The organism is Endozoicomonas sp. ALD040, from assembly GCF_049275945.1.
In the GTDB taxonomy this organism is placed as follows: Bacteria; Pseudomonadota; Gammaproteobacteria; order Pseudomonadales; family Endozoicomonadaceae; genus Endozoicomonas_A.
In genome coordinates this window covers 1,647,196-1,666,467 of record NZ_CP184829.1, presented here as the reverse complement: position 1 = coordinate 1,666,467, position 19,272 = coordinate 1,647,196, and the positions used below count along the sequence as shown (strand labels likewise).

Genomic DNA, 19,272 nt, shown 5'->3' with positions numbered 1-19,272 from the left:
ACAGAAAAGCATATTAGTTCATTTATATGACTATCAAAGTTTGCTGTGGCCAAACAATTATCTGTTTCAAAAACTCAGAAGATGGGAACACCTGAGAGCCCTGTTTACTGGACGGCATGACGTTTTTCTTTTGTTTCCTTCACTGCCTCTGTTCCCATCACTGCCTTAGCGTTGATGAGAAGTTTCACGCACTCGGTATTGCCTTTCGCAGCAGCAACGAACAGCGGAGTGGTGCCATCCTCGATTTGCGCATTGATATCCGCCTTGGCTTCGATCAGGATTTTCAGGCTGTCGATGTTATTTTGCTGGGCAGCGATAAACAGCGGGGTACCGCCATCGTCACTTCGGGCGTTGAGATCGGCCCCGGCGTTGATCAGGAGTTCCACGCAGTCGGTCTTGCCTTCCGCAGCAGCAGCGAACAGCGGGGTGGCGCCAGTCTTAATCCGGGCGTTGAGATCCGCCCCGGCGTTGATCAGGAGTTTCACGCAATCGGTATTGCCTTCCACAGCAGCAACGTACAGCGGGGTGCCGCCATGCGAAGTCCGGGCGTTGAGATCCGCCCCGGCGTTGATCAGGAGTTGCACGCAATCGGTATTGCCTTCCATAGCAGCAATGAACAGCGGAGTGATGCCATCCTCAGTTTGCGCATTGATATCCGCCTTGGCTTCGATCAGGATTTTCAGGCTGTCGAGATTATTTTGCTGAGCAGCCATGAACAGCGAGGTGGCGCCAGTCTTAGTCCGGGCATTGAGATCCGCCCCGGCGTTGATCAGGAGTTTCACGCATTCGGTGTTATTTTCTTGTGCAGCGACGAACAGCGGAGTGGCACCACGCGGCAAGGCGTCGTCGAGATCCGCCCCGGCGTTGATCAGGAGTTTCACGCATTCGATGTTATTTTCTTGTGCAGCCATGAACAGCGGGGTGGCGCCATCCTCATTCCGGGGGTTGAGATCCCCCCCGGCGTTGATCAGGTATTTCAGGCAGTCGGTATTATCGAACTCAGCAGCGATAAACAGTGCGGTGGCACTATTCAAACCGGCAGCGTCAAGGTTCGCCCCAGCGTTTATCAGGCGTTCGACGACATCCGTGTGCCCCCAGATGGCTGCCAACATCAAGGCCGTGAGATCATCAGTCATAACGGCATTGACATTAACCCCTTCTGCCAGAGACCTCTCTACCTGATCCAGATCTCCGTTTAAACAGGCATCATAAAAAGTCTGATCGGGGAAAAATGTATCCGGGTGAGATTCACTGGTGTTCTGATTCACCACAGGCATTGGGTTTTGCCGACACATCGCGCACTGGCGTGAGCCGATGGGCTGATCAACAAAGCACATCGAAAGACAGTCCAGATCGAAGAGGTGGCCGCAACATTGGGTTTTGACGACCACAGGCGCTTCACTTCGGCCATGGAAGGGAGCCAGACAAATAGGACAGTGATCGGCCTTCAGTGTCAAAGGGGAGACGGCAGCGAACAGTGCCAGACATAAGTAGAACATCTGTGTTGGTCAATAATCCGTGTGGGTTAGATAGAAAAAAGCATGTTAGTTCATTTTTATGGCTATCAAAGTTGGCTGTGCCCAAACAATCACTTGTTTCAAAAACTCAGAAGATGGGAACACCTGAGAGCCATGTTCACCGGGCAACATAAATCCTTTCTTTTGTTGCCTTCACGGTCTTTGTTCCTTTGTTCCAGCCTTGATCAGGGCTTCCATGCAGTCGATATTGCCCATCGCGGTTGCAATGGAGAGCGGGGTGGCACCATCCTCAGTCCGGGCGTTGAGATCTGTCCCGGCGTTGATCAGGAGTTTCACACAGTCGCTATTGCCCTTCCGGGCCGCCATGTGAAGAGGACTGGCACCATCCTTAATCCTGGCGATGTTGAGATCCGCCCCGGCTTCGATCAGGATTTTCAGGCTGTCGATGTTATTTTTTTGGGCAGCGATAAACAGCGGTGTAGCGCCATCCTCAGTTCGGGCGTTGAGATCTGCCCCGGCGTTGATCAGCAGTTTCACGCTGTCGGTATTGCCCTCCTGTGTGGCGACGAACAGCGGGGTGCCGCCATCCAAAGTCCGGGCGTCGAGAAGCGCTCCCGCTTTGATCAGGAGTTCCACGCATTCGGTGTTGCCTTGCGCAGCAGCAACGAACAGCGGGGTGCCGCCATCCAAAGTCCGGGCGTCGAGAAGCGCTCCCGCTTTGATCAGGAGTTCCACGCATTTGGTGTTGCCTTGCGCAGCAGCAACGAACAGCGGGGTGCCGCCATCCAAAGTCCGGGCTTTGAGATCCGCCCCGGCGTTGATCAGGAGTTCCACGCAGTCGGTATTGCCTTGCCCAGCAGCAACGATCAGCGGGGTGGTGCCATCCTCAATGTGCGCATTGATATCCGCCTTGGCTTCGATCAGGATTTTCAGGCTGTCGATGTTATTTTGTTGAGCAGCTATGAACAGCGGGGTGGCACCATCCGAAGTCCCGGCATTGAGAGCCGATCCGGCTCCGATCAGGATTTTAAGGCAGTCGGTATTGCCGTTCTGGGCTGCCATGAACAGCGGGGTGGCACCATCCGAAGTCCTGCCGTTGAGAGCCGCTCCGGCTTCGATCAGGATTTTAAGGCAGTCGGTATTGCCGTTCTGGGCTGCGATGAACGGTGGGTTGGCACCACTCTTAATCCGGGTGTTGAGATCTGCCTCAGCTTCAATCAGGATTTTCAGGCTGTCGATGTTATTTTTTTGGGCAGCGATAAACAGCGGGGTAGCGCCACCCTCAGTTCGGGCGTTGAGATCTGCCCCGGCGTTGATCAGAAGTTTCACGCAGTCGGTATTGCCCTCCTGTGTTGCGATGAACAGCGGGGTGACGCCATCCAAAGTCCGGCAGATGTTGGGATCCGCCCCGGCGATGATCAGGAGTTTTACGCAGTCGGCATTGCCTTTCGCAGCAGCAACGTGCAGCGGGGTAGCGCCAGTCTTGGTGCGGGCGTTGAGAACCGCCCCGGCGATGATCAGGCGTTTCACGCAATCGCTGTCACCGTACTCAGCAGCGATGAACAGTGCGGTGGCACCATTTGAACGGGCAGCGTCAAGGTTTGCCCCAGCATTGATCAGGCGCTCGATGACATCCGTGTGCCCTCTGTTGGATGCTAACATCAAGGCAGTGAAATCATTAGTCATAACGGCATTGACATTGACCCCTTCTGCCAGAGACCTCTCCACCTGATCCAGATCCCCATTTAAACAGGCACGATAAAACGTCTGATCGGGGAAAAATGTATCCGGGTGAGATTCACTGGTGTTCTGATTCACCACAGGCATCGGGTCCTGCCGACACATCGCGCACCGGCGTGAGCCGATGGGCTGACTAACAAAACACCTCGAAATACAGTCCAGATCGAAGCAGTAGCCGCAACATTGGGTTCTGACGACCACAGGCGCTTCACTGCGGCCATGGAAGGGAGCCAAACAAATAGGACAGTGATCAGCCTTCAATGTCAAAGGGGAGAGGGTAGCGAACAATGCCACAAATAAGTAGAACATCTGCTGGTAAATAAGCCGTGTAGGTTAGATACGGAAAAGCATATTAGTTCATTTATGCGACTATCAAAGTTGGCTGTGGCCAAATAATAACCTGTTTCAAAAACTCAGAAGATGGGAACGCCTGAGAGCCATGTTCACTGGGCAACATAAATCCTTTCTTTTGTTGCCTTCACGGTCTTTGTTCCTTTGCTCCAGCCTTGATCAGGGCTTCCACGCAGTCGGTATTGCCCATCGCGGTTGCAATGGAGAGCGGGGTGGCACCATCCTCAGTTTGCGCATTGATATCCGCCTTGGCTTCGATCAGGATTTTCAGGCTGTCGATGTTATTTTGTTGGGCAGCGATAAACAGCGGGGTAATGCCATCCTGAGTCCGGGCGTTGAGATCTGCCCCGGCGTTGATCAGGAGTTTCACGCAGTCGGTCTTGCCCTCCTGTGATGCGATGAACAGCGGGGTGGTGCCATCCGAAGTCTGGCAGATGTTGAGATCCGCCCCGGCTTTGATAAGGAGACTCACGCAGTCGCTATTGCCTTTCGCAGCAGCAATGAACAGCGGGGTGCTGCCATCATCAATTTGGGCATTGAGATCCGCCTTGGCTTCGATCAGGATTTTCAGGCTGTCGATGTTATTTTGCTGAGCAGCCATGAACAGCGGGGTGATGCCATCCGGAGTCCTGGCGTTGAAAGCCGCCCCGGCTTCGATCAGGATTTTAAGGCAGTGGGTATTGCCCTTCTGGGCTGACATGAGCAGGGGGGTGACACCACGCTTAATGGTCGCAGCGTTGAGATCCGCCCCGGCTTCGATCAGGAATATCAGGCAGTCGGTATTGCCGTTCTGGGCTGCCATGAACAGAGGCGTGGTACCATCCTCAATCCTGGCGGCGTTGAGATTCGCCCCGGCTTCGATCAGGAGTATCAGGCAGTCGGTATTGCCGTTCTGGGCTGCGATGAACGCTGGGCTGGCACCACTCTTAATCCCGATGTTGAGATCTGCCCCGGCTTCAATCAGGATTTTCAGGCTGTCGATGTTATTGTTTTGGGTAGCGATAAACAGCGGGGTAGCGCCATTCTGAGTCCGGACGTTTAGATCCGCCCCGGCGTTGATCAGCATTTTGACGCAGTCGGTATTGTCCTCCTGTGATGCCATAAACAGCGGGGTGCCGCCTTTCGAAGTCCGGGCGTCGAGAAGCGCTCCCGCTTTGATCAGGATTTGCAGGCATTCGGTGTTGCCTTTCGCAGCAGCAACTAATAGTGGGGTGGTGCCATCCGACAGTGCGGCTTTGTGATCAGCCCCGGCGTTGACCAGGCGTTTAACGCAGTCGGCATTGCCGTACTCAGTAGCGATGAACAGTGCGGTGGCGCCATCCTTAGCCCGGGCGTTGAGATCTGCCCCGGCTTCGATCAGAATTTTAAGGCATTCGGTATTGCCTTTCGCAGCAGCCATGGACAGAGGAGTGACACCATCCTCAAACGCGGCGGTGTTGAGATCTGCTTCGGCTTCGATCAGGATTTTAAGGCTGTCGATGTTATTTTTTTGGGCAGCGATAAACAGCGGTGTAGCGCCATCCTCAGTTCGGGCGTTGAGATCTGCACCGGCGTTGATCAGCCTATTCACGCTGTCGGTATTGCCCTCCTGTGTGGCGATGAACAGCGGGGTTTCGCCACCCGACGGGGTGGCGTTGAGATCCGCCCCGGCGTTGATCAGGAGTCTCACACAGTCGGTATTGCCCTTCTGTGATGTGATGTACAGTGCGGTGGCACCTCTCCAAGTGGCAGCGTCAAGGTTTGCTCCGGCGTTGATCAGGAGTTTTACGCAGTCGGTGTTATTTTCTTGTGCAGCGAGGAACAGCGCAGTGGCGCCATCTTCATGCCGAGCGGCGTTGACATCCGCCCCGGCATTGATCAGGCGTTCGACGACGTCAGTCTGCCCCCCACCAGATGCCAACATCAAGGCAGTTGAGCCATCAGTCATAAAAGCATTGACGTTGACCCCCTCTGCCAAAGACTTCTCCACCTGATCCAAATCCCCGTGAAGACAGGCATTATAAAAAGTCTGATCGGGGAAAAATGTATCCGGGTGAGATTCACTGGTGTTCTGATTCACGACAGGCATCGGGTTTTGCCGACACATCGCGCAACGGCGTGAGCCGATGGGCTGATTAAAAAAACACCTCGAAATACAGTCCAGATCGAAACGGTGACCACAACATTGGGTTTTGACAACCACAGGCGCTTCACTGCGGCCATGGAAGGGAGCCAAACAAATCGGACAGTGACCGGCCTTCAGTGCCAGAGGGGAGAGGGTAGCGAACAGTGCAACACATAAGTAGAACATCTGTGTTGGTCAATAAGCCGTGTGGGTTAGGTTCAAAAAAGCATATTAGTTCATTTATACGACTATCAAAGTTCGCTGTGGCCAAATAATCACCTGTTTCAAAAACTCAGAAGACAGGAACAACTGAGAGCTCTATTTTACAGGACAGCATGACGCTTTTCCTTTGTTTCCTTCACTCTGTTCCCATCTCTGCCTTAGCGTTGATGAGAAGTTTTACGCACTCGGTATTGCCCATCTCGGTTGCGATGGACAGCGGAGTGACGCCATTCGGCAGGGCAGCGTCAAGATCTGCCCCGGCGTTGATCAGGAGCTTTGCGCATTCGGTGTTACCATTCGCAGCAGCAACTAGTAGCGGGGTGGTGCCATCCGGCAAGGCGGTGTTGAGATCCGCCCCGGCGTTGACCAGGCGTTTGACGCAGTCGGCATTGCTGTACTCAGTAGCGATGAACAGTGCGGTGGCGCCATCCTTGGCCCGGGCGCTGAGATCTGCCCCGGCTTCGATCAGGATTTTAAGGCATTCGATATTGCCTTTCGCAGCAGCCATGGACAGAGGAGTGGCACCATGCTTAAACGCGGCGGTGTTGAGATCTGCCTCGGCTTCGATCAGGATTTTAAGGCTGTCGATGTTATTTTTTTCGGCAGCGATAAACAGCGGTGTAGCGCCATTCTCAGTTTGGGCGTTGAGATCTGCACCGGCGTTGATCAGCCTATTCACGCTGTCGGTATTGCCCTGCTGTGTGGCGATGAACAGTGGGGTGCCGCCGTCCAAAGTTCGGGGGGCGTCGAGAAGCGCTCCCGCTTTGATCAGGAGTTCCACGCATTCGGTGTTGCCTCTCTCAGCAGCAACGAACAGCGGGGTGGCGCCACCCGACGGGGTGGCGTTGAGATCCGCCCCGGCGTTGATCAGGAGTCTCACACAGTCGGTATTGCCCTTCTGTGATGCAATGTACAGTGCGGTGGCACCACTCCAAATGGCAGCGTCAAGGTTTGCTCCGGCGTTGATCAGGAGTTTTACGCAGTCGGTGTTATTTTCTTGTGCAGCGAGTAACAGCGCAGTGGCACCATCTTCATGCCGAGCGGCGTTGACATCCGCCCCGGCATTGATCAGGCGTTCGACGACGTCAGTGTGCCCCACACCAGATGCCCACATCAAGGCAGTGAAGCCGTCAGTCATAACAGCATTGACATTGACCCCCTCTGCCAGAGACCTCTCCACCTGATCCAAATCCCCGTGAAGACAGGCATTATAAAAAGTCTGATCGGGGAAAAATGTATCCGGGTGAGATTCACTGGTGTTCTGATTCACCACAGGCATCGGGTCTTGCCGACACATCGCGCACTGGCGTGAGCCGATGGGCTGATCAACAAAGCACATCGAAAGACAGTCCAGATCGAAGCGGTGACCACAACATTGGGTTCTGACGACCACAGGCGCTTCACTGCGGCCATGGAAGGGAGCCAGACAAACAGGACAGTGATCGGCCTTCAGTGTCCATGGGCAGAGGCTAGCGAACAATGCCAGATATAAGTAGAACATTTACACTGGTCAAATAATTTGTGCGGGTTGGATACAAGAAAGGGAATGATAGTTCATTCGTATGGCTATCAAAGTTGGCTGTGGCCCAATAGTCTCCTGTTTCAAAAACTCAGAAGATGGGAACACCTGAGCCCTGTTTACTGGACAGCATGACGCTCTTCTTTTGTTTCCTTCACTGCCTCTGTTTCCATCTCTGCCTCAGCGTTGATGAGGAGTTTAACGCAGTCGGTATTGCCCATCTTGATTGCTAGGGACATTGGGGTGGCGCCGTCCGAAGTCCTGGCGGCATTGAGATCCGCCCCGGCGTTGATGAGAAGTTTCACGCAGTCGGTATTGCCCGTCTTGATTGCTATGAACAGAGGGGTGGCGCCATCCTTAATCTTGGCGGTGTTGAGATTCGCCCCGGCTTCGATCAGGAGTATCAGGCAGTCGGTATTGCCGTTCTGGGCTGCGATGAACGGTGGGCTGGCACCACTCTTAATCCGGATGTTGGGATCTGCCCCGGCTTCAATCAGAATTTTCAGGCTGTCGATGTTATTTTTTTGGGCAGCGATAAACAGCGGAGTAGCGCCATCCTCAGTCCGGGCGTTGAGATCTGCCCCGGCGTTGATCAGCATTTTCACGCAGTCGCTATTGCCCTCCTGTGATGCGATGAACAGCGCGGTGCCGCCTTTCGAAGTCCGGGCGTCGAGAAGCGCTCCCGCTTTGATCAGGAGTTCCACGCATTCGGTGCTGCCTTGTGCAGCAGCGACGAACAGCGGGGTGGTGCCAGTCTTGGTGTGGGCGTTGAGATCCGCTCCGGCGTTGATCAGGAGTTTCACGCATGCGGTGTTATTTTCTTGTGCAGCGACGTAAAGCGGGGTGGCGCTATATTCAGTCTGGGCATTGAGATCCGCCCCGGCTTCGATCAGGATTTTCAGGCAGTCGATGTTATTTTGTTGGGCAGCGATGAATAGCGGGGTGGCGCCATCTGAAGTGTGGGGGGCATTGAAATCCGCCCCGGCTTCGATCAGGATTTTCAGGCAGTCGGTATTACCGTTCTGGGCTGCGATAAACGTTGGGTTCGCACCACTCTTAGTCCGGATGTTGAGATCTGCCCCGCCACTGATAAGGATTTCCACGAGATCGCTATTGCCCTCCTGTGTTGCAAAGAGCAGCGGGTTGGCGCCATCCGACGAGGCGGCATTGATATCTGCCCCGCCACTGATAAGGATTTCCACGCAATCGGTATGGCCTTTCCAGACTGCGATGAGAAGCGGGGTTTCGCCACTCTTGGTTCTCGCGTTGAGATCCGCCCCGGCGTTGATCAGGAGTTGCACGCAGATGGTATTGCCTTTCACCGCAGCGGCAAACAGCGGGGTGGTGCCAGTCTCTGTGCAAGCGTTAAGAGCTGCCCCGGCGTTGATCAGGCGTTTCACGCAGCCGGTATTACCATACTCAGCAGCGATGAACAGTGCGGTGGCGCCATTCGAACGGGCAGCGTCAAGGTTCGCCCCAGCGTTGATCAGGCGTTCGACGACATCTGTGTGCCCGCTGACGGATGCCAACATCAAGGCATTGAGATCAGCAGTCATAACGGCATTGACATTGACCCCTTCTGCCAGAGACCTCTGCACCTGATCGAGATCCCCGTGAAGACAGGCATTATAAAAAGTCTGATCGGGGAAAAATGTATCCGGGTGAGATTCACTGGTGTTCTGATTCACCACAGGCATCGGGTTTTGCCGACACATCGCGCACCGGCGTGAGCCGATGGGCTGATCAACAAAGCACATCGAAAGACAGTTCAGATCGAAGCGGTGACCACAACATTGGGTTCTGACAACCACAGGCGCTTCACTGCGGCTATGGAAGGGAGCCAAGCAAATAGGACAGTGATCGGCCTTCAGTGTCCATGGGGAGAGGGTAGCGAACAATGCCAAACATAAGTAGAACATCTGTGTTGGCCAACAAGCAGTGCGGGTTAGATACAAAAAAGCATATTAGTTCATTTTTATGGTTATCAATCTTCACCGCCTATGTTCCCTACCTTGCCCCGGCGGTGATAAGGAGCTTAACGCAGTCGGTATTGCCCATCTCGATTGCCATGGACAGTGGGGTGGCGCTGTCCGAAGTCCTGGCGGCATTGAGATCCGCCCCAGCGTCGATCAGGAGTCTCAGGCAGTCGGAATTGCCTTTTGCAGCAGCGGCAAACACTGGGGTGGCGCCATCTTTAGTCCTGGCGGTGCTGAGATCCGCCCCGGCCTTGATCAGGATTATCAGACAGTCGCTATTGCCCTTCTCGGCTGCCATGAGCAGAGGGGTGGCACCATCCTTAATCCTGGCGGCGTTGAGATCCGCCCCGGCTTCGATCAGGAGTCTCAGGCAGTCGGTATTGCCGTTCTGGGCTGCGATGAACGGTGGGCTGGCACCACTCTTAATCCGGATGTTAAGATCTGCCTCGGCTTCAATCAGGATTTTCAGGCTGTTGATGTTATTTTTTTGGGCAGCGATAAACAGCGGAGTAGCTCCATCCTTAGTCCGGGCGTTGAAATCTGCCCCGGCGTTGATCAGCATTTTCACGCAGTCGTCATTGCCCTCCTGTGATGCGAAGAACAGCGGGGTGGCGCCATGCGAAGTCCGGGCGTCGAGAAGCGCTCCCGCTTTGATCAGGAGTTCCGCGCATTCGGTGTTGCCTTTCGCAGCAGCAACTAACAGCGGGGTGGTGCCATCCGACAGGGTGGGGTTGAGATCAACCCCGGCGTTGATCAGGCGTTTCACGCAGTCGGTATTACCATACTCAGCAGCGATGAGCAGTGCGGTGGCACCAGTCGAACAGGCGGCGTCGAGATTCGCCCCAGCGCTGATCAGGCGTTCGACGATGTCCATGTACCCCCTGCCGGATGCCAACATCAAGGCAGTGAAGCCACCCATCATAACAGCATTGACATTGACCCCTTCTGCCAGAGATCTCTCCACCTGATCCAGATCCCCGTTTAAACAGGCATTATAAAAAGTCTGATCGGGGAAAAATGTATCCGGGTAAGATTCACTGGTGTTCTGATTTACCACAGGCATCGGGTTTTGCCGACACATTGCGCAACGGCGTGAGCCGATGGGCTGATCGACAAAACACCTCGTTATACAGCCCAGATCGAAGCGGTGGCCGCAACATTGGGTTTTGACGACCACAGGCGCCACATTTCGGCCATGGAAGGGAGCCAGACAAACAGGACAGTGATCGGTCGTCAGTGTCAAAGGGGAGAGGGTAGCGAACAATGCCACACATAAGTAGAACATCTGTGTTGGCCAACAATCAGTGCGGGTTAGATACAAAAAAGCATATTAGTTCATTTATACGGCTATCAAAGTCTGTTGTGGCCAAACAATCACCTGTTTCAAAAACTCAGAAGATGACATCACCTGAGAGCCACGTTCACTGGACAACATAAATCCCTGCTTTTGTTGCCTTCACGGCCTTTGTTCCCTACTTTGCTCCGGCCTTGATCAGGGCTTCCATGCAATCGGTATTGCCGATCGTGGTTGCAATGGAGAGAGGGGTGGTACCATCTGAAGTCCTGGCGGCGTTGAGATTTGCATTTGCTTCGATCAGTATTTTTACGCAGTCGGTATTGCCTTTCGAAGCAGCAGCGTGCAGCGGGGTGGTGCCATCCGACACGGTGGCATTGAGATCTGCCTCAGCGTTGATCAGGAGTTTCAAACATTCGGTTTTGCCTCGCGCAGCAGCGGCGAACAGAGGGGTGACGCCATAGGAAGTCCGGGCGTTGAGAAGTGCTCCCGCTTTGATCAGGAGTTCCACGCATTCGGTGCTGCCTTTCCCAGCAGCAACGAACAGCGGGGTCTCGCCATTCGACATGGTGGCGTTGAGATCCGCCCCGGCGTTGATCAGGCGTTTCACGCAGTCGGTGTTATTTTCATGGGCAGCGATTAACAACGGGGTGGCGCCATCCTTAGCCCGGGCGTTGAGATTCGCCCCGGCTTCGATCAGGATTGTAAGGCATTCGGTATTGCCCATCTGGGCTGCCATGGACAGAGGAGTGGCGCCATCCGACCTGGCGGCGTTGCGATCAACCCCGGCGTTGATCAGGTGTTTCACGCAGTCGGTATTACCATACTCAGCAGCGATGAACAGTGCGGTGGCACCAGTCGAACAGGCGGCGTCGAGATTCGCCCCAGCGCTGATCAGGCGTTCGACGATGTCCATATACCCCCTGCCGGATGCCAACATCAAGGCAGTGAAGCCACCCATCATAACAGCATTGACATTGACTCCTTCTGCCAGTGACCTCTCCACCTGATCCAGATCCCCGTTTAAACAGGCATTATAAAAAGTCTGATCGGGGAAAAATGTATCCAGGTGAGATTCACTGGTGTTCTGATTCACCACAGGCATCGGGTCCTGCCGACACATCGCGCACCGGCGTGAGCCGATGGGCTGTTCAACAAAACACCTTGTTATACAGTCCAGATCGAAGCGGTGACCACAACATTGGGTTCTGACGACCACAGGCACTTCACTTCGGCCATGGAAGGGAGCCAAACAAATAGGACAGTGATCGGCCTTCAGTGTCCATGGGGAGAGGGTAACGAACAATGCCAGACTTAAATAGAACATCTGTGTTGGTCCACAAGCCGTGTGGGTTAGATACAGAAAAGCATATTAGTTCATTTATATGGCTATCAAAGTTCGCTGTGGCCAAACAATCACCTGTTTTAAAAACTCAGAAGATGGGAACACCTGAAAGCTTTGTTTACTGGATAGCACAGGGCCTTTCTTGTTTTCCCGTCCTTACCTTGCCCCGGCGTTGATCAGGAGTACCAGACATTCGATATTGCCTTTCGCTATAGCAGCGTGCAGCGGGGTGGTGCCACTCATTGTGCGGGCGTTGAGATCCGCCCCGGCGTTGATCAGGAGTTTCACGCAGTCGGTATTGCCTTTCAGGGCTGCAACGAACAGCGGGGTGGTGCCAGTATTAGTGCAGGCGTTGAGATCCACCCCGGCGTTGATCAGGCGTTTTACGCATTCGATGTTATTTTCTTGTGCAGCGATGAACAACGGGGTCACAGCGTCCTTAATCCTGCCGACATTGAGACCCGCCCCGGCTTCGATCAGGATTTTAAGGCAGTCAGCATTGCCCTTCTGGGCTGCCATGAGCAGAGGGGTGGCACCATCCTTAATCCTGGCGACGTTGAAATTCGCCCCGGCTTCGATCAGGATTATCAGGCAGTCGGTATTGCCGTTCTGGGCTGCGATGAACACTGGGCTGGCACCACTATTAATAACGGTGTTGAGACCTGCCTCGGCTTCAATCAGGATTTTCAGGCTGTCGATATTATTTTTTTGGGCAGCGATAAACAGCGGGGTAGCGCCATCCTCGGTCTGTAAGTTGAGATCTGCACCGGCGTTGATCAGCATTTTCACGCAGCCGGTATTGCCCTCCTGTGTTGCGATGAACAGCGAGGTGGTGCCATAGGAGGTCTGGGCGTTGAGAAGCGCTCCCGCTTTGATCAGGCGTTTCACGCAGTCGGTATTACCGAACTCACAAGCGATGTACAGTGCGGTGGCGCCATCCTTATTCCGGGTGTTGAGAGCCGCCCCGGCTTCAATCAGGATTTTCAGGCTGTCGATGTTATTTTTTTTGACAGCGATAAACAACGGGCTAGCGCCATCCCGGGTCCGGACGTTGAGATCCGCCCCGGCGTTGATCAGGCGTTTCACGCAGTCGTTGTTACCGTACTCAGCAGCGATGAACAACGGGGTGGCGCCATCCTTAGCCCGGGCGTTGAGATTCGCCCCGGCTTCGATCAGGATTTTAAGGCATTCGGTATTGCCCTTCTGGGCTGCCATGGACAGAGGAGTGGCGCCATCCGACCTGGCGGCGTTAAGATCAACCCCGGCGTTGATCAGGTGTTTCACGCAGTCGGTATTACCATACTCAGCAGCGATGAACAGTGCGGTGGCACCAGTCGAACAGGCGGCGTCGAGATTCGCCCCAGCGCTGATCAGGCGTTCGACGATGTCCATATATCCCCTGCCGGATGCCAACATCAAGGCAGTGAAGCCACCCATCATAACAGCATTGACATTGACCCCTTCTGCCAGAGATCTCTCCACCTGATCCAGATCCCCGTTTAAACAGGCATTATAAAATGTCCGATCGGGGAAAAATGTATCCGGGTGAGATTCACTGGTGTTCTGATTCACCACAGGCATCGGGTCCTGCCGACACATCGCGCACCGGCGTGAGCCGATGGGCTGTTCAACAAAACACCTCGTTATACAGTCCAGATCGAAGCGGTGACCACAACATTGGGTTCTGACGACCACAGGCACTTCACTTCGGCCATGGAAGGGAGCCAAACAAATAGGACAGTGATCGGCCTTCAGTGTCCATGGGGAGAGGGTAACGAACAATGCCAGACTTAAATAGAACATCTGTGTTGGTCCACAAGCCGTGTGGGTTAGATACAGAAAAGCATATTAGTTCATTTATATGGCTATCAAAGTTCGCTGTGGCCAAACAATCACCTGTTTTAAAAACTCAGAAGATGGGAACACCTGAAAGCTTTGTTTACTGGATAGCACAGGGCCTTTCTTGTTTTCCCGTCCTTACCTTGCCCCGGCGTTGATCAGGAGTACCAGACATTCGATATTGCCTTTCGCTACAGCAGCGTGCAGCGGGGCGGTACCATTCATAGTGCGGGCGTTGAGATCCGCCCCGGCGTTGATCAGGAGTTTCACGCAGTCGGTATTGCCTTTCAGGGCTGCAACGAACAGCGGGGTGGTGCCAGTATTAGTGCGGGCGTTGAGATCCACCCCGGCGTTGATCAGGCGTTTTACGCATTCGATGTTATTTTCTTGTGCAGCGATGAACAACGGGGTCACAGCGTCCTTAATCCTGCCGACATTGAGACCCGCCCCGGCTTCGATCAGGATTTTAAGGCAGTCAGCATTGCCCTTCTGGGCTGCCATGAGCAGAGGGGTGGCACCATCCTTAATCCTGGCGACGTTGAAATTCGCCCCGGCTTCGATCAGGATTATCAGGCAGTCGATATTGCCGTTCTGGGCTGCGATGAACACTGGGCTGGCACCACAATTAATAACGGTGTTGAGACCTGCTTCGGCTTCAATCAGGATTTTCAGGCTGTCGATATTATTTTTTTGGGCAGCGATAAACAGCGGGGTAGCGCCATCCTCGGTCTGTAAGTTGAGATCTGCACCGGCGTTGATCAGCATTTTCACGCAGCCGGTATTGCCCTCCTGTGTTGCGATGAACAGCGAGGTGGCACCATAGGAGGTCTGGGCGTTGAGAAGCGCTCCCGCTTTGATCAGGAGTTCCACGCAGTCGGTGTTGCCTTTTGCAGCAGCAATGAACAGAGCGGTGGCGCCATCCGACAGGGTGGCGCTGAGATCCGCCCCGGCGTTGATCAGGCGTTTCACGCAGTCGGTATTACCGAACTCACAAGCGATGTACAGTGCAGTGGCGCCATCCTTATTCCGGGTGTTGAGAGCCGCCCCGGCTTCAATCAGGATTTTCAGGCTGTCGATGTTATTTTTTTTGACAGCGATAAACAACGGGCTAGCGCCATCCCGGGTCCGGACGTTGAGATCTGCCCCGGCGTTGATCAGCATTTTGACGCAGTCGGTATTGCCCTCCTGTGATGCCATGAACAGCGGGGTGGCGCCATTCGAAGTTCGGGCGTCGAGAAGCGCTCCTGCTTTGATCAGGATTTGCACGCATTCGGTGTTGCCTTTCGCAGCAGCAATTAATAGCGGGGTGGTGTCATCCGACAGTGTGGCCTTGGGATCAGCCCCGGCGTTGATCAGGCGTTTCAGGCAGTCGGCATTACCGTACTCAGTAGCGATGAACAGTGCGGTGGCGCCATTCGAACGGGCAGTGTCAGGGTTCGCCCCAGCGTTGACCAGGCGTTCGACGACATCCGTGTGCCCGCTGATGGATGCCAACATCAAGGCAGTGAGACCATCAGTCATAACGGCATTGACATTGACGCCTTCTGCCAGAGACCTCTCCACCTGATCCAGATCCCCGTCTAAACAGGCACGATAAAACGTCTCATCGGGGAAAAAATTATCCGGGTAAGATTCACTGGTGTTCTCATTCACCACAGGCATCGGGTTTTGCCGACACATTGCGCAGCGGCGTGAGCCGATGGGCTGATCAACAAAACACCTCGTTATACAGTCCAGATCGAAGCGGTGGCCGCAACATTGGGTTTTGACGACCACAGGCGCTTCACTTCGGCCATGGAAGGGAGTCCAACAAATAGGACAGTGATCGGCCCTCAGTGTCGATGGGGAGAGGATAGCGAGCAATGCCACATATAAGTAGAACATCTGTGTTGGTCAGTAGTTTGGGTTGGATACAAAAAAAAGAATGGTAGTTCATTTATATGGCTATCAAAGTTTGCTGTGGTCAAATAATCACCTGTTTTTAAAAATTCAGAAGACAGGAACAACTGAGAGCCCTTTTTACTGAACAGCATGAAGCTTTTCCTTTGTTTCCTTCACTGCCTCTGTTCCCACCTCTGCCTCAGCGTTGATGAGGAGTTTCATGCTGTCGGTATTGCCCATCTTGATTGCTATGGACAGCGGGGTGGCACCATCCGAAGTCCTGGCAACGTTGAGATTTGCCCCGGCGTTGATCAGGAGTTCTACGCAGTCGGTATTGCCATTCAGGGCTGCGATGAACAGCGGGGTGGCACCATCTGAAGCCCTGGCAGCGTTGAGATCTGCCCCGACGAGGATCAGGATTTCTGCGCAATCGGTATGGCCATTCAGGGCTGCGATGAAAAGTGGGGTGACGCCATCCATAGACCAGACAGCATTGAGATCAGCCCCCCCAGCGATAAGAGTTTCCACGCAATCGGTATGGCCTTCCCAGACTGCGATGAGAAGCGGGGTGCCGCCATTGTTAGTTCTCACGTTGAGATCTGCGTTGGCTTCGGTCAGGGCTTTCACGCTGTTGGTATTGCCATTCAGGGCAGCGATGAATAGTGGAGTTGTACCCTTCTTAGTCCGGGCATTGATATTCGCCCCGGCCCTGACCAGGATTTTCACGCAGTCGGTGTTATTTTCCTGGGCAGCAAAGAACAGCGGGGTGGCACCATCCGATAAGGCGGCGTTGATATCCGCCCCGCCGTTGATCAGGAGTTTCACGCAGTCGGTTTTGCCCTGCCTTGCAGCGATCAACAGTACAGTGGCACCATCTGAAAAGTTGGCGTTGAGATCCGCTCCGGCGTTGATCAGGAGCTTCACGCAATCAATGTTATTTTTCTGGACAGCAAAGAATATGGCAGTGGCACTCGTTGTTGAGGTGGCGTTGAGATTCGCCCCGGCGTTGATCAGGTGTTCGACGATTGCCTTGTGCCCCCCGTAAGATGCCATCATCAAGCCAGTGAAATCATCAAGCATAACGGCATTGACATTGACTCCTTCTGCCAGAGACCTCTCCACCTGATCCAAATCCCCTTCATAACAGGCATCATAAAACACCTGATCGGGAAAAAATGTATCCGGATGAGATTCACTGGTGTTTTGATTCACCATAGGCATCGGATCTTGCCGACACATCGCGCACTGGCGTGAGCCAATGGGCTGATCAGCAAAACATTTCGAAATACAGTCCAGATCGAAGAGGTGACCACAACATTGGGTTTTGACGACCACAGGCGCTTCAACTCGGCCATGGAAGGGAGCCAAACAAATAGGACAGTGATCGGCCTTCAGTGTCCATGGGGAGAGAGTGGCGAGCAATGCCACATATAGGTAGAACATTCTGTGCCAGTCGATAAGTCGTGCGGCTTGGGTACAGAAAAGGAATGATAGTTCATTTATGTGTCTCCCAAACTTTGCTGTGGTTAAACAATCACCTGTTTCAAAAACTCAGAAGATGGGAACACCTGAGAGCCATGTTCACTGGGCAACATAAATCCTTTCTTTTGTTGCCTTCACGGCCTTTGTTCCCTACTTTGCTCCGGCGTTGGTCAGGAGTTGCACGCAGTCGGTATTGCCTTTCGCAGCAGCAAGGTGCAGCGGTGTGATGCCATCTGAAGTCCGGCAGATGTTGAGATCTGCCCCGGCGTTGATCAGGAGTTTTACGCAGTCGGTATTGCCTTTCGCAGCAGCAATGAGCACCGGGGTGCTGCCATCCTTAATTTGCGCATTGATATCCGCCTTGGCTTCGATCAGGATTTTCAGGCAGTCGATTTTATTTTGCTGAGCAGCGATTAGCAGCGCAGTGGCGCCATCCTCAGTCCGGGCTGAGAGATGCACTCCAGCGTCGATCAGGACTTTAACGCAGTCAGTATTGCCTTCCTGAGTTGCCATGAACAGTGGGGTAGTGCTATCCGACGCGGTGGCGTTGGGATCCGCCCCGGCGTTGATCAGGAGTTTCAAGCAGTCGGTCTTATTTTCTTGCGCAGCGATGAACAGAGCGGTGGCGCCATCCTTATTCCGGGTGTTGAGAGCCGCCCCGGCGTTGATCAGGAGTTCCACGCATTCGGTGTTGCCTCTTGCAGCAGCTTCGAACAGTGGGGTGGAGCCATCCGAAGTCCGGGAGTTGTCGAGATCCGCCCCGGCGTTGATCAGGAGTTTCAAGCATTCGGTATTGCCTAGCGCAGCAGCGGCGCAAAGAGGGGTGGCGACATACGAAGTCCGGACGTTGAGATCTGCCCCGGCGTCGATCAGGATTTTCACGCAATCGGTATTGCCATTGGCAGCGGCGGCGAACAGCGGGGTGACGCCATCGGGACTATGAGGGGGGTTGAGATCTGCCCCGGCGTTGACCAGGAGTTTCATGCAGTCAACATTGCCTTTCGCAGCTGCGGCAAGCAGCGGCGTGGCGCCATCCGAAGCCCGGGCATTGATATTCGCCATGGCTTCGATCAGGATTCTCAGGCAGTCTGTATTGCCCTGTATAGCTGCGCTGAACAGCGGCGTGTCGCCATCCTTATTTCGGGCGTTGATATTCGCCTTGGCTTTGATCAGGACTTTCATGCAGTCGGTATTGCCTGTTGCAGCAGCGGCGAAAAGCGGAGTGGCGGCATCCGTGATCCTGGCGGCGTTGAGATCTGCCCCGGCGTTGATCAGGAGTTTCACACAGTCTATCTCATTCCTTTGTGCAGCGATGAACAGCGGGGTGGCGCCATCCGATAAGGCGGCGTTAAGATCTGCCCCGGCTTCGATCAGGGCTTTCACGCAGTCGATATTGCCTCTCGTAACAGCAGCGATCAGCGGGGTGTCGTCAGTCTTAGTCCGGGTGTTGACAACTGCCCCGGCGTTGATCAGTATTTTCACGCAGTCGGTGTTATTTTCTTGTGCAGCGATGAACAGCCCAGTGGCGCCATCCTCATGCGGGGCGGCGTTGACATCTGCCCCGGCATTGATCAGGCGTTTGACGACGTCAGTGTGCCCCCCACCGGATGCCAACATCAAGGCAGTAAAGCCATTATTCATAACAGCATTAACATTGACTCCTTCTGCCAGTGACCTCTCCACCTGATCCAGATCCCCGTTTAAACAGGCAAGATAGAACGTCTGATCGGGGAAAAATGTATCCGGGTGAGATTCACTGGTGTTCTGATTCATCAGAGGCATCGGGTCTTGCCGACACATCGCGCAACGGCGTGAGCCGGTAGGCTGATTAAAAAAACACCTCGAAATACAGTCCAGATCGAAGCGGTGTCCACAACAGTGGGTTTTGACGACCACAGGCGCTTCATTGCGGCCATGGAAGGGAGTCAAACAAATTGGACAGTGATCGGCCTTCACTGTCCATGAGGAGAGGCTAGCGAACAATGCTACACATAAGTAGAACATCTGTGCTGGTCAATAAGCCGTGTGGGTTAGATACAAA

11 protein-coding genes are annotated in these 19,272 nt (G+C 54.1%); all 11 read right to left on the bottom strand.

All coding sequences use genetic code 11. From position 1 onward, the window contains the following. Window positions 1-104: 104 nt before the first annotated feature. Window positions 105-1,499 (bottom strand): ankyrin repeat domain-containing protein, encoded by a 1,395-nt coding sequence (locus ACOJUN_RS05270; RefSeq protein WP_422135619.1) that lies wholly within the window; start codon window positions 1,497-1,499, stop codon window positions 105-107. Window positions 1,500-1,670: 171 nt separating this feature from the next. After that, window positions 1,671-3,527 (bottom strand): ankyrin repeat domain-containing protein, encoded by a 1,857-nt coding sequence (locus tag ACOJUN_RS05265; RefSeq protein ID WP_422135618.1) that lies wholly within the window; start codon window positions 3,525-3,527, stop codon window positions 1,671-1,673. A 169-nt stretch (window positions 3,528-3,696) separates the two neighbouring features. Then, on the bottom strand, window positions 3,697-5,859 hold the full coding sequence (locus ACOJUN_RS05260) for an ankyrin repeat domain-containing protein (RefSeq protein WP_422135617.1): 2,163 nt from the start codon (window positions 5,857-5,859) through the stop codon (window positions 3,697-3,699). Between the two features lie 172 nt (window positions 5,860-6,031). After that, entirely contained in the window at window positions 6,032-7,396 is a 1,365-nt protein-coding gene (locus ACOJUN_RS05255; RefSeq protein WP_422135616.1) for an ankyrin repeat domain-containing protein, read from the bottom strand. 137 nt (window positions 7,397-7,533) lie between these two features. Next, entirely contained in the window at window positions 7,534-9,333 is a 1,800-nt protein-coding gene (locus tag ACOJUN_RS05250; RefSeq protein ID WP_422135615.1) for an ankyrin repeat domain-containing protein, read from the bottom strand. Window positions 9,334-9,421: 88 nt separating this feature from the next. Next, window positions 9,422-10,675: an ankyrin repeat domain-containing protein gene (locus tag ACOJUN_RS05245; RefSeq protein WP_422135614.1), complete on the bottom strand. Its 1,254-nt coding sequence runs from the start codon at window positions 10,673-10,675 to the stop codon at window positions 9,422-9,424. Window positions 10,676-10,862: 187 nt separating this feature from the next. Further along, the gene (locus ACOJUN_RS05240) at window positions 10,863-12,011 is read right to left on the bottom strand and encodes an ankyrin repeat domain-containing protein (protein WP_422135613.1); all 1,149 of its coding nucleotides are present in this window, start codon (window positions 12,009-12,011) and stop codon (window positions 10,863-10,865) included. A gap of 174 nt (window positions 12,012-12,185) precedes the next feature. Beyond that, complete coding sequence (locus ACOJUN_RS05235) at window positions 12,186-13,832, bottom strand: ankyrin repeat domain-containing protein (RefSeq protein WP_422135612.1); 1,647 nt, start codon at window positions 13,830-13,832, stop codon at window positions 12,186-12,188. Window positions 13,833-14,006: 174 nt separating this feature from the next. Beyond that, window positions 14,007-15,752, bottom strand: coding sequence for an ankyrin repeat domain-containing protein (locus ACOJUN_RS05230; RefSeq protein WP_422135611.1), 1,746 nt, complete (start codon window positions 15,750-15,752; stop codon window positions 14,007-14,009). A gap of 135 nt (window positions 15,753-15,887) precedes the next feature. Then, complete coding sequence (locus tag ACOJUN_RS05225; RefSeq protein ID WP_422135610.1) at window positions 15,888-17,192, bottom strand: ankyrin repeat domain-containing protein; 1,305 nt, start codon at window positions 17,190-17,192, stop codon at window positions 15,888-15,890. A 189-nt stretch (window positions 17,193-17,381) separates the two neighbouring features. After that, window positions 17,382-19,235: an ankyrin repeat domain-containing protein gene (locus ACOJUN_RS05220; RefSeq protein WP_422135609.1), complete on the bottom strand. Its 1,854-nt coding sequence runs from the start codon at window positions 19,233-19,235 to the stop codon at window positions 17,382-17,384. Between the last annotated feature and the right edge of the window lie 37 nt (window positions 19,236-19,272).

What these genes read in the sequence shown, in the direction of transcription:
- ACOJUN_RS05230 (WP_422135611.1), bottom strand. Translation starts at nt 15,752, where the DNA reads ATGTTCTACTTATATGTGGCATTGCTCGCTATCCTCTCCCCATCGACA.
- ACOJUN_RS05245 (WP_422135614.1), bottom strand. Translation starts at nt 10,675, where the DNA reads ATGTTCTACTTATGTGTGGCATTGTTCGCTACCCTCTCCCCTTTGACA.
- ACOJUN_RS05260 (WP_422135617.1), bottom strand. Translation starts at nt 5,859, where the DNA reads ATGTTCTACTTATGTGTTGCACTGTTCGCTACCCTCTCCCCTCTGGCA.
- ACOJUN_RS05225 (WP_422135610.1), bottom strand. Translation starts at nt 17,192, where the DNA reads ATGTTCTACCTATATGTGGCATTGCTCGCCACTCTCTCCCCATGGACA.
- ACOJUN_RS05240 (WP_422135613.1), bottom strand. Translation starts at nt 12,011, where the DNA reads ATGTTCTATTTAAGTCTGGCATTGTTCGTTACCCTCTCCCCATGGACA.
- ACOJUN_RS05270 (WP_422135619.1), bottom strand. Translation starts at nt 1,499, where the DNA reads ATGTTCTACTTATGTCTGGCACTGTTCGCTGCCGTCTCCCCTTTGACA.
- ACOJUN_RS05220 (WP_422135609.1), bottom strand. Translation starts at nt 19,235, where the DNA reads ATGTTCTACTTATGTGTAGCATTGTTCGCTAGCCTCTCCTCATGGACA.
- ACOJUN_RS05255 (WP_422135616.1), bottom strand. Translation starts at nt 7,396, where the DNA reads ATGTTCTACTTATATCTGGCATTGTTCGCTAGCCTCTGCCCATGGACA.
- ACOJUN_RS05235 (WP_422135612.1), bottom strand. Translation starts at nt 13,832, where the DNA reads ATGTTCTATTTAAGTCTGGCATTGTTCGTTACCCTCTCCCCATGGACA.
- ACOJUN_RS05265 (WP_422135618.1), bottom strand. Translation starts at nt 3,527, where the DNA reads ATGTTCTACTTATTTGTGGCATTGTTCGCTACCCTCTCCCCTTTGACA.
- ACOJUN_RS05250 (WP_422135615.1), bottom strand. Translation starts at nt 9,333, where the DNA reads ATGTTCTACTTATGTTTGGCATTGTTCGCTACCCTCTCCCCATGGACA.